The sequence below is a fragment of the Ensifer sp. SSB1 genome (genome assembly GCF_016652895.1).
In the GTDB taxonomy this organism is placed as follows: Bacteria; Pseudomonadota; Alphaproteobacteria; order Rhizobiales; family Rhizobiaceae; genus Ensifer.
The window spans coordinates 1-16,277 of sequence record NZ_JAEPRP010000170.1 but is presented as its reverse complement, the minus strand read 5'-3'; the positions used below and the strand labels follow the sequence as shown (position 1 = coordinate 16,277).

14 protein-coding genes and 1 pseudogene are annotated in these 16,277 nt (G+C 62.9%); 9 read left to right on the top strand and 6 right to left on the bottom strand.

Annotated features, from left to right (window positions below; translation table 11 throughout):
* The coding region (gene lysS / locus I8N66_RS30055) for a lysine--tRNA ligase (protein WP_291161905.1) at positions 1-1,231 on the bottom strand (1,231 nt) is incomplete at its 3' end.
* Between the two features lie 10 nt (positions 1,232-1,241).
* On the bottom strand, positions 1,242-2,699 hold the full coding sequence (gene gltX, locus I8N66_RS30050) for a glutamate--tRNA ligase (protein ID WP_291161902.1): 1,458 nt from the start codon (positions 2,697-2,699) through the stop codon (positions 1,242-1,244).
* A gap of 256 nt (positions 2,700-2,955) precedes the next feature.
* Here gltX and I8N66_RS30045 point away from each other — a divergent pair, with 256 nt between their 5' ends.
* Complete coding sequence (locus I8N66_RS30045; RefSeq protein ID WP_113535991.1) at positions 2,956-3,303, top strand: metalloregulator ArsR/SmtB family transcription factor; 348 nt, start codon at positions 2,956-2,958, stop codon at positions 3,301-3,303.
* Between the two features lie 232 nt (positions 3,304-3,535).
* Positions 3,536-3,916, top strand: coding sequence for a VOC family protein (locus I8N66_RS30040; RefSeq protein ID WP_291161897.1), 381 nt, complete (start codon positions 3,536-3,538; stop codon positions 3,914-3,916).
* A gap of 241 nt (positions 3,917-4,157) precedes the next feature.
* Here the strand turns inward: I8N66_RS30040 and I8N66_RS30035 are convergent, their stop codons facing one another.
* From I8N66_RS30035 to I8N66_RS30025, 3 genes are all read right to left on the bottom strand, one after another.
* Complete coding sequence (locus tag I8N66_RS30035) at positions 4,158-4,907, bottom strand: TerC family protein (protein WP_113535993.1); 750 nt, start codon at positions 4,905-4,907, stop codon at positions 4,158-4,160.
* Between the two features lie 172 nt (positions 4,908-5,079).
* Entirely contained in the window at positions 5,080-5,919 is an 840-nt protein-coding gene (locus I8N66_RS30030; RefSeq protein WP_291161893.1) for an AraC family transcriptional regulator, read from the bottom strand.
* 111 nt (positions 5,920-6,030) lie between these two features.
* Positions 6,031-6,729, bottom strand: coding sequence for a TetR/AcrR family transcriptional regulator (locus I8N66_RS30025; RefSeq protein WP_113535994.1), 699 nt, complete (start codon positions 6,727-6,729; stop codon positions 6,031-6,033).
* Between the two features lie 158 nt (positions 6,730-6,887).
* On the opposite strand from I8N66_RS30025, the gene I8N66_RS30020 reads away from it, so the two are divergent.
* The 5 genes from I8N66_RS30020 (at position 6,888) to xylB (ending at position 13,753) form a co-directional block, all read left to right on the top strand.
* On the top strand, positions 6,888-8,096 hold the full coding sequence (locus I8N66_RS30020; protein WP_113535995.1) for an HlyD family secretion protein: 1,209 nt from the start codon (positions 6,888-6,890) through the stop codon (positions 8,094-8,096).
* A gap of 89 nt (positions 8,097-8,185) precedes the next feature.
* Positions 8,186-9,775, top strand: coding sequence for a DHA2 family efflux MFS transporter permease subunit (locus tag I8N66_RS30015; RefSeq protein ID WP_291161888.1), 1,590 nt, complete (start codon positions 8,186-8,188; stop codon positions 9,773-9,775).
* Between the two features lie 205 nt (positions 9,776-9,980).
* The gene (locus I8N66_RS30010) at positions 9,981-11,054 is read left to right on the top strand and encodes a metallophosphoesterase (protein WP_291161885.1); all 1,074 of its coding nucleotides are present in this window, start codon (positions 9,981-9,983) and stop codon (positions 11,052-11,054) included.
* Between the two features lie 145 nt (positions 11,055-11,199).
* Positions 11,200-12,237, top strand: coding sequence for a LacI family DNA-binding transcriptional regulator (locus I8N66_RS30005; protein ID WP_291161882.1), 1,038 nt, complete (start codon positions 11,200-11,202; stop codon positions 12,235-12,237).
* Between the two features lie 61 nt (positions 12,238-12,298).
* Complete coding sequence (xylB, locus tag I8N66_RS30000) at positions 12,299-13,753, top strand: xylulokinase (protein WP_291161879.1); 1,455 nt, start codon at positions 12,299-12,301, stop codon at positions 13,751-13,753.
* Between the two features lie 38 nt (positions 13,754-13,791).
* On the opposite strand, the gene I8N66_RS29995 is transcribed toward xylB, so the two are convergent.
* Positions 13,792-14,154: a nuclear transport factor 2 family protein gene (locus I8N66_RS29995; protein WP_291161908.1), complete on the bottom strand. Its 363-nt coding sequence runs from the start codon at positions 14,152-14,154 to the stop codon at positions 13,792-13,794.
* A gap of 155 nt (positions 14,155-14,309) precedes the next feature.
* Between I8N66_RS29995 and xylA the strand changes: the two genes are divergently transcribed.
* Both xylA and I8N66_RS29985 read left to right on the top strand, forming a co-directional pair.
* Positions 14,310-15,620, top strand: coding sequence for a xylose isomerase (gene xylA, locus I8N66_RS29990; RefSeq protein ID WP_291161876.1), 1,311 nt, complete (start codon positions 14,310-14,312; stop codon positions 15,618-15,620).
* Between the two features lie 304 nt (positions 15,621-15,924).
* Positions 15,925-16,277 (top strand): annotated as a pseudogene (locus tag I8N66_RS29985) (sugar phosphate isomerase/epimerase); the annotation flags it as partial.

Below are 16,277 nucleotides of genomic sequence, written 5' to 3'. Positions count from 1 at the left end.
TGCTATAGGTCTCGAAACGTTCGACGAGGCGCGGCTCGCCCGGCTCTTCCTTGGCAAACGGCGAGATGTCCTTCGGGAAATGCGTGACGTGCGCCGGCTGGATCAGCGTGCCTTCGACCTTCTCTTCGAAGATGAAGGCAAGGCATTCACCCCAGGTCCAGTCCTTCTCGACCTCGAAGCCGGCAGCCTTGGCAGCAGCGCGGGCCTCTTCGTCGGTCTTCATCGCCAGGAAGTCGATGCCGGTCGCTTCCTTGACGGCGTCAGGCATCGGCACGCGGCGGAACGGACCCTTGAACGAGATTTCCTTGTCGCCATAGGCGAACTCGGTCGAGCCGTGGATCGCCATGGCCAGCTCACCGAACAGCCGCTCGACGAGGTCCATGATGTCCTCGTAGTCGGCATAGGCCCAGTAGCACTCCATCATGGTGAATTCCGGATTGTGCCGGGTGGAGACGCCTTCGTTGCGGAAGTTGCGGTTGATCTCGAACACCTTGTCGGTGAGGCCCGAGACCAGCGTGCGCTTCAGGTACAGTTCCGGCGCGATGCGCAGGAACATGTCGAGCTTCAGCGTGTTGTGATGCGTCTTGAACGGCTCGGCGGTGGCGCCGCCATAGACCGAATGCAGCATCGGCGTCTCGACTTCCATGAAGCCGTCGTTTTCCATGAAGCGACGGATGCCGGAAACGATCTTGCTGCGTTGCTGGAAGCGCAGCTTCGATTCCTCGTTGGTCATGATGTCGAGGTGACGCTTGCGATAACGCAGCTCGATGTCGGACAGGCCATGCCACTTCTCGGGCATCGGCAGCAGCGACTTCGTCAGCTTGTTGATCGTTTGCGCGTTGATCGTCAGCTCGCCGCGCTTGGTGCGGCGCACGACGCCGGTGACGCCGATGATGTCGCCGATGTCGATCATCGGCAGCAGCCCGCGGGCTTCCTCGCTCGTCACATCCTTGTGGCTGAAGATCTGGATCTTGCCGGAGGCGTCATGGATGTCCATGAACATGCCGGAGTTGCGCGAGGAATAGACGCGGCCGGCGACGGTCACGACGTCCTGCGTCTCGGTGTCCGGTTCCAGGCCCTCGTACTTGGCGATGAGTTCGGCATTGGTCATCGTCCGGTGGAAATGTGCCGGATAGACGTCGCCGATCTGCTCGCGCAGCAGCTTCAGCTTCTGTGCGCGCACTTCCGTTGCGTCGGAGGAGAGGCCAGTGGTCTCGGTCTTGTCGTTCATCGTGCTCTCCTTACTTTCCGCTGCCGACCATGGAGGCGACCACCTGAGACGCGACCTTCAGGCGCTGGCGTACCACGGCGCGGCCCAGGATTTCCATGCTGTCGAACAGCGGCAGCGAGCGCTGCGATCCGGAAACCGCGACGAACAGCGGCGCCACGATGACCTTCAGCTTCTTGCCCATGCGCTCGGCGACCGCACGCAGTTCCGCTTCGATCGACTCCTTGTTCCATTCGAGGATCTTTTCGAGATCCGGCTGAACGGTGTTGAGGACCTCGAGCAGTTCCTCGGGCGTCGACTTGACGCCGGCGAAGGCTGCCGGCTGCAGGCCGAGGTCGGACTTGAACAGGAAGCTCGCGAGATCCGGCAGTTCGCCGAACTTCGAAATGCGCGACTGGCTGAGCTTCAGGCCCTGGTTCAGACGATCGTTTTCCATGGCCCAGGCAAGAACGCGGGCGGCGAACTCTTCTTCCGAAAGCTTCTCGCGGATCCAGCGGGCGTTCAGCCAGTCGAGCTTCTGGATGTCGAAGATCGCGCCGGCCTTGGACAGGTTCTCCGGATCGAACTTGGCTGCCAGTTCGTCGATCGTCAGAAGTTCCTCGCCTTCTGCGATCTGAATGAAGAACAGGCCGAGGAAGTTCATCAGGGCTTCCGGCAGGTAGCCGAGCGCCGTGTAGTAGGAGATCGAGGTCGGGTTCTTGCGCTTCGACAGCTTCGACTTGTCGGCATTGCGCATCAGCGACAGGTGCATGAAGACAGGCGGTTCGAGGCCGAGATACTTGTAGATCAGGATGTGCTTCGGCACGGAAGCCAGCCACTCCTCGCCGCGGGCGACGTGGGTGATCTTCATCAGGTGGTCGTCGACGACGTTTGCCATGTGGTATGTGGGCATGCCGTCGGCCTTCAAGAGGACCTGCATGTCGACGGCATCCCACGGAATTTCGACGTCGCCGTAGACGCCGTCGTTAAACTTGCACGAGCCCTCGGTCGGGATCTTCATGCGCACGACGTGCGGCTCGCCGGCTGCAACGCGCGACGTCACTTCCTCGGCCGAAAGGTTGAGGCACAGGCCATCATACTTCGAAGGCTTGCCGGCGGCGCGCTGGCTCTCGCGCATCTGCTCGAGCCGTTCGGGCGTGCAGAAGCAGCGGAAGCCGTGACCGTTCTCGACGATCTTCTCGACGTAGGGGCGGTACATGTCCTTGCGGTCGCTCTGCCGGTACGGGCCATAGGGACCGCCGATATCAGGACCTTCCGACCATTCGAGCCCGCACCATTTCAGCGCGTCCAGCACCTTCTGTTCGAACTCCGGCGTCGAGCGGGTCGCATCGGTATCTTCGATGCGCAGGATGAACTCGCCACCGTGCTTCTTTGCGAAGAGGTAGTTGAACAGAGCGATGTAGGCGGTGCCGACATGCGGCTCGCCGGTGGGGGAGGGTGCGATGCGTACCCGGACTGCTGAATTTGCCATGGTCTTTGCCCGTCTGACGTGCTTCTCGCCCCTTGCCGGAGAAGAAATCCGGCCGTCGGGCGCGCATTTTATGGGAAGGAAAGGCCCGCAAGGGTGCCGCAACAACGGTATCGGCAGGCTATTCCAATAGGCTCGCGTGAGACCATAGAACGCCTGTCATGTCAACGGAAACCGGATCACGCCGGTTTTTGTTGACACCGTCTGTCCTGAGCGGTAATGAACCAGAAGGTTATTTAACTGAAAGGTTTTTTAGAAAATGCCGGAAGATCGCTTGTCGACAACGCTCTCCGCCCTGGCCGACCCAACGCGAAGGGCGATCCTCGCCCGCCTCGCTCTCGGAGAGGCCTCGGTCGGCGAACTGGCAGAACCCTTCGAAATGAGCCTGCCGGCAGTCTCCAAGCATCTCAAGGTTCTCGAACGCGCCGGGCTGATCAGCCGCGGCCGCGAAGCGCAGTGGCGCCCGTGCCGGCTCGAGGCTGCGCCGCTGAAGGACGTCAACAGCTGGCTCGACGGCTACCGTCGCTTCTGGGAGCAGAAGTTTGATCGTCTCGACGCCTATCTGCAGGAGCTCCAGCACATCGACCCGGGCGCCGGGAAGAACTGATCCCGCCCCATCTTCCGTCGGCAACCAATCTCCTATATTCAGGTCAGGTCGAAAAAGGCAGGACCGGATAAGGTAAGCCCGGTCCCTTCGCAGCGCTTAGCGGCGCGCGAAGCTCTGCTCGAACGTCCCGTTCGAACCCGCGACGTGGTTCCGATGCAATCGCATCGGTCCGCGGCGGGGTGTATGCAATCGACGCAGTCCGCCGCGTTTCTCGAACACGGAGACTGTGAACATGCGACTGAACCATATCGACCTCTATAGCCCCGTCGTTGCCGAAACGGCTTCCTTCCTCATCAATCACTTCGACCTGACACTGGTCGAAAAGCGCGGCAAGGACGCCTTCTACCGATTGTCGGACGGCTCCGGCCTGGTCCTCGTCGTCAGCCCGCCGATCGCGGCGCTCGGCGGCGGCGATCAGGTGAACCTTCGCGCCCAGACCTATCACATCGGTTTCCTGTTGCCGGCGCGCACCGAGGTCGACGAGGCCTATCGCCGAATGACCGGATCCGGCGTCCATGTGATCGCGCCGGAGGAGCGCCACGGCGCCTATGTCTTCTACGCGGTCATTCCGGGCAACATTCTGGTCGAAGTCGGTCATCGCGCCGACGCGTGAACCTGACCCGAAGGTCGGCGGAACGTTTCCGGAGGGGGTGCGTTTTCCAACCAGAGGGCGCGGGGCCGGGCCACCGGCATGGCTCAGCGGAAGAGGAGGAGCAATCCTGTTTTTCGCTGATGGCTCGCGGTTGACGGCCGGTCGGTTCGGCTCCGCGTCTTCGTGAACTCCCGCAAGCAAAAGGCCCGCATCGCCGATGCGGGCCTTTTCGTATCGAGACCGTTGGTCGTGACCCGGCTCGTCAGTCGAGCTTGCCTGCTTTCCTCAGCCGCGCATTGCGCGCCACCATGTTGAGGATTTCGACGAGGGCCGAGAAGGCCATGGCGGCGTAGATGTAGCCCTTCGGCACATGCAGGCCCATGCCTTCGGCAATCAGTGTCGTGCCGATCATCAGGAGGAAGGCGAGCGCCAGCATGACGATCGTCGGGTTCTTCTCGATGAAGTTGGCAAGCGGATTGGCGGCTACGAGCATGACCGTGACGGCGGCAACCACGGCGATGACCATGATCGGCAGGTGCGGCGTCATGCCGACGGCGGTGATGATGCTGTCGACGGAGAAGACGAGGTCGAGCAGCAGGATCTGGGCGATCGCGGCGCCGAAGCTGTTGATCGCCGAAGAGGCGATGAAGTCCTCGCCATGATCGGCCGGATCGACATTGTGGTGGATTTCCTTGGTCGCCTTCCAGACGAGGAACAGGCCGCCGGCAATCAGGATCATGTCCTTCCAGGAGAAGCCTTGGCCGAAGGTCTCGAAGACCGGCGTCGTCAGCTTGACGATCCAGGCGACGGTGCCGAGCAGGGCAAGGCGCATGACGAGCGCGAGACCGATGCCGATGCGGCGCGCCTTTTCGCGATGCTCCGGTGGCAGCTTGTTGGTGAGGATCGAGATGAAGATCAGGTTGTCGATGCCGAGAACCACCTCCATGACCACGAGGGTGATAAGGGCGACCCAGGCGGCGGGGTCTTGGGCAAGCAACAGGAGGTCCTGCATCGGCGATCTTTCTCTTTCAGTACTTCAAAAGTTCCACAGCGGCCTTGGCGCGTCTGACGGACGTGCGGCGCTGTGGGGATGGCGCGTCGTCGCGCAAGAATCGCCGAAAGTATTTAAGAAACATTGCGGACGTGACAAGCGCCGCCGCCCGTTTGCGGCGGCGCTTTACCGTTTACGATTTGACCGGAATCCACAATTCGACGACGCCCATGCCGGAATGCGGGTCGAAGCGCTCGTCGTAGCGTTCGATGAGATCCGGCGTCTCCCCATGCTGAAGTCCGGATTCCGGCAGCCAGGTGCCGAAGACATAGTTGGCGGTCTTGGCGATCGCCGAGATGTGGCCGCGGTGCAGGAAGACGGCATAGCGCTGCTTCGGCAGTTTCAGCGTCGTAAATCCCTCGGGCAGTTGGTCGGCTTCGCTGACTTCTGCCGCTGCCATGTAGAGGAAGGTGCCGGCCTCGCCGTTGCTTTGCGTGCAGACGCCGTAGGCAACGTTGCCCTTCTGCCCGGGTATGTTGCCGAAGTGGCGGTTGAACCGCTGCCAGAGCGACGGAATGCCCTCGGTGCGGCTATAGGCATAGGTTTCCGCCAGTCCCGCCAAAAGCAGGGGCGGGCTGTCTTCGAAGCGTGGCGGGTCGATCTTGAGAAGGCGGGTATCGTCCATCCTTAAAGGCTCCATCAGTTCGATGTTTCGAACGTGCCTTTGCTTGCGCACCGTTTCTGGCGTCACGCCGAACTGGTCGCGAAAGGCGCGGGTGAAAGCCTCGTGCGAGTTGTAGCCCGCTTCGAGGGCCACCGAAAGAATGCTGAGGGAACCATCGGCCAGGGCGCGGGCGGCATCGCTCAGCCGCCGGCCGCGAATATAGGCGCTGATCGAGCGGCCGGTAACCAGCCCGAAAACGCGCGACAGATGAAAGCGCGAAAGGCCTGCGGCCCCGGCGATTTCATCCAGCGATATGTCCTTTGCGAAGTGGCTCTCGATGAACCAGATCGCTCGTCCGATGGCACTCATCATCACTCCTTTGGCAGCGCCCTGGTGATAGGGTGTTGCCTCAAGGCGCGCTTGATCGCAATTGCTGGATTGTAACGCCCGGACGGTCGGGAGGGTTCGACCGCAGCCGGTCTATTTCTTGGGTCCGTAGGCGGCCATGAAGACGCGCACGGCAGCGGTCACCGTCGCCTCGATCTGTTCCTTGGGCGGTGCGGAGCACATGCCGCCGAACAGGCGGTGCTTGAAGAGCCCGGCCTGCGCCATCTCGATGAACTGGCGGGCGGCCATCTCGGTGTTCTCGATATCGAGCGCGCCGGTGGGGACCTGGCGGTCGAGATAGGACTTGAGCACGGTGTAGCCGTTTTCCGGCGCCTCGCTGAAGAAGCGCTCGGCCAGGTGCGGCATGCGGTCGATCACGCCGATCACCATGCGCATGGAGCGGATCGTTTCCTCGGCCGTCATGCTGGTCGTCAGCGTCACGCCGAAATCGTAGAGCGATTCCTCGACATCGTCGTGATCGTTGAGCGCGTGTTTGGCGGTCTGGACCACCCGGGTCTTGCCCTTGATGATCAGCGCCTTGAAAAGGTCTTCCTTGTTTTCGAAATAGACGTAGAGCGTGCCCTTGGAGACCCCGGCTTCGCGGGTAATGTCGTTCATGCTGGCGGCGTCGAAGCCCTGGCTCAGAAAGGCACGCCTCGCGCCTTCGAGGATCTGCTCGCGCTTGGCCGGGTCCTCGCCAGCTGCGTGGCGACCGCCACCCAAACAGAGATCTTCTTCCATGCCGGCCATCGGCTGCACGATGTCCTGTTTCCCGGTCTTCGCCGTACTCATGATGGTCGCTTGTTTCCGTCCTGCTCGTATTAAATTTGATCCATCGAACCGCGTGGTTCGATTTCCTCTTGATATGCGACCAGAAAGGGCTTATGTCAAGCTCCGATCGAACCGAACGGTTCAGTTCGTTCAGCAATCTTTAACCAGGCCGGTGCCCAATGTCCGCATCCAACACATCCAGCGCTGCTCGCGTCCGTCCCGTCGACGAGAATTTTGAAGTGCAGCAGGAAACCGCGCTTGAGGCAAAGGCGCCTGCTGCGGAGCAGACCGCTGTCCAGGCTCCCGCTGAAGCGGTGCAGCCGCCGAAGAAGACGCGCAAGCCCATCCTTCCCGTACTCGGTCTGGCGCTTCTGGCTGCCGGCGCCTGGTTCGGCTACGACTGGTGGACCAACGGCCGCTTCATGGTCTCGACCGATGACGCCTACATCGAAGGCGACATCGCGACGATCTCGCCCAAGGTTTCCGGCTATGTCGCCAAGGTCGACGTCGTTGCCAACCAGAAGGTAAAGGCCGGCGACCCGCTCGTCACCCTCGACGACGGCGACTACCGCATTGCCGCCGAGCAGGCCGAAGCGAAGATCGCCACGCAGAAGCTGGCGCTCAGCCGTTTCGACGCGCAGATCGCCGGAGCCAAGGCGAGCCTTGCCCAGGCGCAAGCGCAGAAGAAAGCTCTCGAAGCGACGGTGCGCGGCGCCGAACTCGCGCAGAAGCGCGCGAGCGACCTCCAGTCCAAGGCCGTTGGCACCGTCGCTTCGCTTGACAACGCCGATGTGGCGCTCGACCAGGCGCGGGCAAACCTTGCCGGTGCCGACGCCAATATCGCCGCTGCCAATGCCAGCATCACCGTGCTCGATGCCCAGCGCACGGAAGCCGAAAGCGAGATCCGCTCGCTGGAGCTTGCGCGCGACAAGGCCAACCGCGACCTCGGCTTCACCGTGCTGAAGGCGCCCTATGACGGCATCGTCGGCAACGTCGCCGTCCAGGTCGGTGACCTCGTCTCGGCCGGCCAGCGGCTCGCAGCCCTCGTACCGGTCGACCAGCTCTATATCGACGCCAACTTCAAGGAGACCCAGATCGCCCATCTGGTGCCGGGCTCCAAGGTAAAGGTCCATGTCGACGCCTATGAGGATCACGCGATCGAAGGCACGGTCGCCTCGATCTCACCGGCCTCGGGTTCGGTCTTCTCGTTGCTGCCGGCCGAAAACGCCACCGGCAACTTCACCAAGGTGATCCAGCGCGTGCCGGTTCGCATCACCTTGCCGGCCGACGTGTTGGCCGAAGGGCACCTGCGTGCGGGCTTGAGCGTCGTCGTCGATGTCGACACGCGCACGGCGCCGGATGCGACCAAGGTCGCCGCTACAAAGTAATCGGGCCGGACCCGGCGCGCCTTCGGGCGCGCCCGTGCCCCTAGAACGCCGGCGCGCTGCTGCGCGCATCCACGCAAGGAGTGGCTGAGATGGCCGCAACGGCAACAGCAGGTTCGGTGGCGGCCGCCGCACCGAAGGTCGAAGAGCATATGGATCCGAGGAGGCTGATCGCCTTCTTCGCCATGGTCGTCGGCATGTTCATGGCGATCCTCGACATCCAGATCGTTTCGGCCTCGCTTGCCGAAATCCAGGCCGGCCTGTCCGCCGGCTCGGACGAGATCGGCTGGGTGCAGACCTCCTACCTCATTGCCGAAGTCATCATGATCCCGCTGTCGGGTACGCTGGCGCGCATCGTCTCGACGCGCGTGCTGTTCTCGGTGTCGGCCGCCGGCTTCACCGCTGCGAGCGCGCTTGCTGCGACTGCGACGAACATCGACCAGATGATCGTCTATCGCGCGATCCAGGGCTTCATCGGCGGCGGCATGATCCCGTCGGTCTTTGCCGCTGCCTTCACCATCTTCCCGCCGTCGAAGCGCAACATCGTCTCGCCGATCATCGGACTGATTGCCACACTTGCGCCGACCATCGGTCCGACGGTTGGCGGCTATCTTAGCCATGCCTTCTCCTGGCACTGGCTGTTCCTCGTCAACGTCATTCCCGGCATCAGCGTCGCGACGCTGACCTGGACCTTCATCGATTTCGACAAGCCGGAACTGAGCCTCTTCAAGAAGTTCGACTGGTGGGGTCTGGCCTCGATGGCGATCTTCCTCGGCTCGCTCGAGTATGTGCTGGAAGAGGGTAACGCCAACGACTGGTTCAACGACGATCATATCGTCATTGGTGCCATTGCGGCCGTGATTGCTGCGGTGATCTTCTTCTATCGGGCCTTCAAGGTGGAATTCCCGGTGGTCGACTTGAGGGCGTTCTCCAACCGGAACTTCGCTTTCGGCTCGATGTTCTCCTTTGTGATGGGCATCGGCCTCTACGGCCTCACCTATCTCTATCCGCTCTATCTCGGGCGCATTCGCGGCTACGATTCGCTGATGATCGGCGAGACGATGTTCGTCTCGGGTCTTGCCATGTTCTTCACGGCGCCGGTTGCCGGCTTCCTCTCGGGCAAGCTCGATCCGCGTGTGCTGATGACGATCGGCTTCACCAGCTTCGCCGGCGGCACCTGGATCATGGGGCACCTGACGGCCGACTGGGACTTCTACGAGCTGTTCATCCCGCAGATCCTGCGTGGCGTCGGGTTGATGCTCTGCATGGTTCCGATCAACAACATTGCGCTCGGCACGATGCCGCCGGCGCGCATGCGCGGCGCCTCTGGTCTGTTCAACCTGACCCGAAACCTTGGCGGTGCGGTAGGGCTCGCGATCATCAACACGATCCTGACCCAACGCCAGGACTTCCACTATGCGCGTCTTGCCGAGCACGTGCAGTGGGGCAATCCGGAAGCGGTGGAGCGGTTCAACAACATGGCCGCCAACTTCAACGCTCATGGTCTGGACGGCACGACGATCGCCATCAAGCAGCTTGCCGCCCTGGCGCAGAGGCAGGCGATCATCCTGTCCTTCAGCGATATCTTCGTGCTGCTGACGGTGCTGTTCCTGTCGCTGATCCTCGGCGTGATGATGATCAGCAAGCCCAAGGGCGTCGGTCCGAGCGGCGGCGGCCACTAAAACAATATGGAGGATGGGGCGAGCCGGCCCGTCTTCCTCACCCGTGAGAAAGCCAGGCGGGCGTCTGCCCGCCTTCTTCATTTCCGTTCCGAGACAGCGTGCACGGTTTACGCGAGGCGGGCGTTGCGGCACACTTCCGCCCACGACTATCGAGGGCGGCGGTATGCAGGGACTGGTTTCGGCGGCCATCTCACGGCGAACTTTCATGTCCGGTCTTGCCGGACTGGGGCTAGGGCTTGCGGCCTCCCGCAGCCGCGCAGCCGCTCCGGCCATCGATGCGACGTTCCTGTTCTCAAACGACGTCCACGCCTGCCTCGTCTCGATCGAAGGGCTTGCGCCGAACTGCGCGGCGGAGGGCAAGACCGACGCCAACCTGCTGCGTCACGTGGCGGCGCTCAACGCGGTGCATGCCATGCGTTGGCCGGAAACGGTCGCGGACAAGCCGAGCGGTCTTGCGAGCGCCGGACGGCAGATCGGCAAGCCGCTCGGCCTGGTGCTTGGCGGCGACCTTACCGACGACGGCGGCGGTCAGGTGCGCCAGCCGCGCGAGGGCCGGCAGCTGCAGCAGTTCTCCAGTCGTTATCAGGAAGGGGCGGGGAGCGACCGTGTTCACATGCCCGTCTTTGTCGGGCTCGGCAATCACGACCTCGACCAGGATGGGCCGCCGCCGCATGTCGACTGGTATCGCCGCGAACTGCGCGACTATGTCGAACTCAATCATCGCCAGACGGTGTTCTACAAGCCGCCGGTGCCGGTGACCAACTACGACCCGCTCTCGGATTGCTATTCCTGGGACTGGGGCGGACTGCATCTCGTGCAATTGCAGCGCTTCGGCGGCGACGAGTCCAAGGGAGCCGTGAACGCGCTGCCGTGGCTGAAGCAGGATCTTGCGACCTATGCCGGCGACGGCCGGCCGGTGATCCTGTTCCAGCACTATGGCTGGGATGCCTTCTCGACCGAGGTCTGGGATACGAAGTTGAAGACCTTCGACGACAACGGCGACGGCAGCGCGCACTGGTGGAGCATCGCTCAGCGTCAGGCGCTGCTCGACACCGTCAAGGGCAGCAACGTTATCGGCCTGTTCCACGGACATCAGCACGAAACGGCGATGATCTATCGGCAGAACGGGCTCGACCTCATCAAGCCGAAAGCGGCCTATATGGGCGGCTTTGCCATCGTGCGTGTCACCGATGGCTTCATGGATGTCGTGCTGGCCGAGGCCGGCCAGGTTCATGGAGAGGTCACCTTCACCGCGGCCTTCAGCAAGCGCCTCGGTTAAGTCTGAAAATTAAAATTAATCGACAACTTAAGTCTCGTGTTCCGCCATCTGCAGGCGGCGGTGCGGGGCTCTGTTTTTCGCGTTCTGCAGATTCTTGATTTACGTACATCAAAAAATCCTCTAAGGGCAAAGCCTGGAGGAAAACATGCGCCCGACCGTTCACGATATCGCTGCCGAAGCGGGGGTCAGCCTCGCGACCGTCGACCGGGTTTTGAACAATCGCCCGGGCGTGCGCGGTGTCACCCGAGCGAAGGTCGAGCGCGCGATCACGACGCTCGGCTATGTGCGCGACGTCGCTGCCGCCAATCTCGCCAAGAGCCGCACCTACCCGCTGATCTTCATCCTGCCCGAGGGCGACAACACCTTCATGCGCGGCCTCGTGGCCGAGGTGGAGGCGGCAAAGTTGCGCTCTGCGGTCGAACGCACTGCCATTACCGTGCTCTCCGTGCCGGCCTTCGACAAAGCGGCCCTCGCTGCGGCGCTGGAAAAGGTGCGGGCACTGGCGCCTGCCGGGGTCGCCGTGGTTGCAATCGATGCGCCGGAGGTCGTTGCGGCGGTCGATAGGCTCCGTGAAGACGGCATTGCCGTGGTGACGCTGGTTTCCGATCTGCCGGGATCGTCGCGCGATCACTTTGCCGGCGTCGACAACGTTGCCGCCGGCCGCACCGCTGGCACCCTGATGGGGCGTTTCCTCAGCGGTCGCGTAGGGCCGGTCGCGATCGTCGCCGGCTCGATGCTGGTGCGCGACCACAGCGATCGTCTTGAGGGCTTCAGCGCGGCGATGGCCGAAAGCGCCCCGGGCCGCCGGCTTCTTCCCGTCGTCGAAGGCCATGACGACCCCGCCGAGGTCGAGCAGCTCGTGTCTGGTCTCATTGCCGATCATGCGGATCTCGCCGGCATCTACAGCCTCGGCGCCGGCAATCGCGGCCTGATCACGGCGCTCGAAAAGGCCGGGCGTCAGGCCGATGTCTGCGCCATCGCGCATGAGCTGACGCCGCATAGCCGCGCGGCACTCTCGTCCGGCACCCTAGACGCGCTCCTGAACCAGGATGCCGGCCATGAGGTTCGTAGCGCCATCCGCGTGCTGAAGGCCCGTGCCGATGGCCTCGCTGTGATCGGGGCGCAGGAGCGCATCCGCATCGAGATTTTCCTGAAAGACAACCTGCCGGTCGATCCGGCGTAACGATTTGGAGCTGTGCGGTTCCAGACGGGAAGCCGGCTGGAATTGCTCAATGGAGGCAAGCATGTATCTCGGACTGGATCTCGGCACCTCGGGCGTCAAGGCAATGCTCATCGATGGCGACCAGCGCATCATCGGTTCGGCCTCCGGCGCGCTCGACGTTTCGCGGCCGCATCCCGGCTGGTCGGAACAGGACCCGGCCGATTGGGTGCGCGCCACCGAAGAGGCGATTGCCGGGCTGAAGGCGGCGCATCCCAAGGAACTTGCGGCCGTCAGGGGCATCGGGCTCTCGGGCCAGATGCACGGCGCGACGCTGCTCGACGCCGAAGACCGGGTGCTTCGGCCCTGCATTCTCTGGAACGACACCCGGAGTTTCCGCGAGGCGGCGGCCCTCGATGCGGACCCGCAGTTTCGCGCGATCACCGGCAATATCGTGTTCCCAGGCTTCACGGCGCCGAAGCTTGCCTGGGTGCGGGCCAACGAGCCTGAGATTTTTGCGAAGGTGCGCTGGGTGCTGTTGCCGAAGGACTATCTGCGCCTGTGGCTGACCGGCGAGCACCTGTCGGAAATGTCCGACAGCGCCGGCACTGCCTGGCTCGACGCCGGCAGGAGGCGCTGGTCAGAAAGCCTGCTTGCCGCCACCGGCATGGGCGAAAAGCAGATGCCCAGCCTGGTCGAGGGAACCGACGTGGCCGGGAAGCTGCGTTCGGAATTGGGCGCGCGCTGGGGCATTTCCGGTGACGTCGTGGTTGCTGGCGGTGCCGGCGACAATGCGGCCTCGGCCTGCGGCATGGGGACGGTCGGCGAGGGGCATGCCTTCGTCTCGCTTGGCACTTCGGGCGTGCTCTTCGCAGCGAATGCGAGCTATTTGCCCAACCCGGAAAGTGCCGTGCATGCCTTCTGCCACGCGCTGCCGAATACCTGGCACCAGATGGGCGTGATCCTGTCGGCGACCGATGCGCTGAACTGGTATTCGGGCATCGCCGGCCGCAGCGCCGCGGAGTTGAGCGCCGAACTCGGCGACACCATCAAGGCACCCTCGGGCGTCACCTTCCTGCCCTATCTCTCGGGCGAGCGCACGCCGCACAATGACGCGGCGATCCGTGGCGCATTTGTCGGGCTCGGTCATGAAAGCAGCCGTGTGGTTCTGACCCAGGCGGTGATGGAAGGCGTGTCCTTCGCCATCCGCGACAGCCTGGAAGCGCTTCGCGCCGCCGGCACGGCGCTCTCGCGGGTGACCGCGATCGGCGGCGGTTCGCGCTCGCGCTATTGGCTGAAATCGATCGCGACGGCGCTCAATCTGCCGGTCGATTTGCCTGCCGACGGCGATTTCGGCGCGGCCTTCGGGGCGGCCCGCCTGGGTCTGATCGCAGCGACCGGCGCCGATCCCGTTGCCACATGCTATGCGCCGCGCACGGCCGAGACGATCGCGCCGGAAGCGTCGCTGGTTTCGGCCTATGAGGAGAGCTATCAGCGCTATCGCCGCCTCTATCCGGCGATCAAGGGCGCCGCGTCGTGATGATGCGGCGTCCAATGTCTCATTCGGGTGCTGTGCGTTCAGCGGGCCGGAACCTTGTCGAGAAAGCCGGTGACCGTCTTCAGGCGGCCCTTCTCGATCTGGCAGACATCGGTGCCTTCGATAACCGAGGGAACGCCCTCCGGACCGAGCGCCCAGGAAAAGCGGATCGTGTCGGCATAGCCGTCCGCCGCACCCTTCAGGGTGAAGCGGAAGCCGGGAAACTGTCCCTGCACACCGGTAATGAGCGCATCGATGCCGGCATGACTGTCGCCCTGCATGATCGGGTCACGATAGGCGACATCGGCGGCGAAGGCCTTCTCGATCAAGGCCGCGCGCTCAGCAGCGTCGGTGGCGTTCCAGGCGGTCATGTAGGCGTCGGCGATGGCGTTGAAGTCGTGCATCGAAGTGTTCCTTCCGTTTGGCGTTTCGATGCTTCCGGTATCGCCGGACGAGGGAATGAAACCAATTACCTTCCAGGTAATGGCCGCGCCTATCGCATGGGCCATGTCGGCCGAAACCATCAATACCCATCCCATCTTTCAGAGGAGCCAAACCCGTGAGCACAGGATTTTTCGGCGATATCGCCAAGATTAGATATGAGGGACCGGAGAGCACCAATCCGCTCGCTTTCCGCCACTACAACAAGGACGAGGTCGTGCTCGGCAAGCGCATGGAAGACCACCTGCGCTTCGCGGTCGCCTATTGGCACACCTTCGTCTGGCCGGGCGGCGACCCCTTCGGCGGCCAGACTTTCGAGCGCCCCTGGTTCAAGGACAGCATGGACGCGGCCAAGCTGAAGGCCGATGTCGCCTTCGAATTCTTCGATCTGCTCGGCGTGCCCTTCTATTGCTTCCACGATGCCGACGTGCGCCCGGAAGGCAAGAGCTTCGTCGAGAACACGAAGAACCTGAACGAAATCGTCGATCACTTCGAGAAGAAACAGGCCGAGACCGGCGTCAACCTGCTCTGGGGCACGGCAAACCTCTTCTCCAACCGGCGCTACATGTCGGGTGCGGCGACCAATCCGGATCCGGATGTCTTCGCTTTCGCGGCGGCAACGGTGAAGACCTGCCTCGATGCCACCAAGCGCCTCGGCGGCCAGAACTATGTGCTCTGGGGCGGTCGTGAAGGCTATGAGACGCTGCTCAACACTGACATGAAGCGCGAACTCGACCAGCTCGGCCGTTTCGTCAATCTCGTCGTCGAGTACAAGCACAAGACCGGTTTCAAGGGCGCGATCCTGATCGAGCCGAAGCCGCAGGAGCCGACCAAGCACCAGTACGACTACGATGTCGCGACGGTCTATGGCTTCCTCAAGAACTACGGCCTCGAGAATGAGGTCAAGGTCAATATCGAGCAGGGCCACGCGATCCTTGCCGGCCACTCCTTCGAGCACGAGCTGGCGCTTGCCAACGCGCTCGGCATCTTCGGTTCGATCGACATGAACCGCAACGACTACCAGTCCGGCTGGGATACCGACCAGTTCCCCAACAACGTGCCGGAAATGGCGCTGGCCTATTACCAGGTTCTCGCAGGCGGCGGCTTTACGACCGGCGGCACCAACTTCGACGCCAAGCTGCGCCGTCAGTCGATCGACCCGGAAGACCTGCTGATCGGCCATATCGGCGGCATGGATTGCTGCGCCCGCGGCCTCAAGGCGGCAGCCAAGATGATCGAGGACAAGGCGCTCTCCGCACCGCTCGAAAGCCGCTATGCCGGCTGGCAGGTGCCGGAAGCCAAGAAGATGCTCGACGGCGGTTTCTCGCTCGAAGAGATCGAAGCCTGGGTGCTGAAATCGGACCTCAACCCGCAGCCGAAATCGGGCAAGCAGGAGCTGCTCGAAAACGTCGTCAACCGTTACGTCTAAACCGTGTGATCCGAAGGCGGCCGGGAAGTTTCCCGGCCGCCTTTGTTCTTGGTCGCAAGTCGTCGGGTTCGCATTCCTGGGCAGAAATCCACCGCCCGTCCGAGCTCATGTGACTGAAAATGAAATCGATTACAATTCTTCGGCTAAACTACGCCGCCGCCTGTTGCTCCGTGCCGAAAATCTGTTAGCTTCGGCGCCTGCAACGTTTCAGGTCCATCGGCTGCCGCGGGAATAGGGCGCTTGGCGCATTCCTTGCAGACTGGCCGCATGGGTCCACAGTCGTTCCATTGGGAGGAAAATCGGGATGAAAACCATCAAGGGGCCAGGGCTCTTTCTTGCACAATTTGCCGGTGATGCGGCGCCGTTCAATTCCTGGGATGCGATCACCAAATGGGCGGCCGATTGTGGCTACAAGGGCGTGCAGGTCCCGAGCTGGGACGCACGGCTGATCGATCTGAAGAAGGCCGCAACCTCGAAGACCTATTGCGACGAGTTTGCCGGCAAGGCCCGCGACAACGGCGTCGAGGTGACGGAGCTTTCGACCCATCTGCAAGGCCAGCTGGTCGCCGTGCATCCGGCCTATGACGAAGCCTTCGACGGGTTTGCAGCACCCGAAGTGCGCGGCACCCCGAAGGCGCGCCAGGCCTGGGCGGTGGA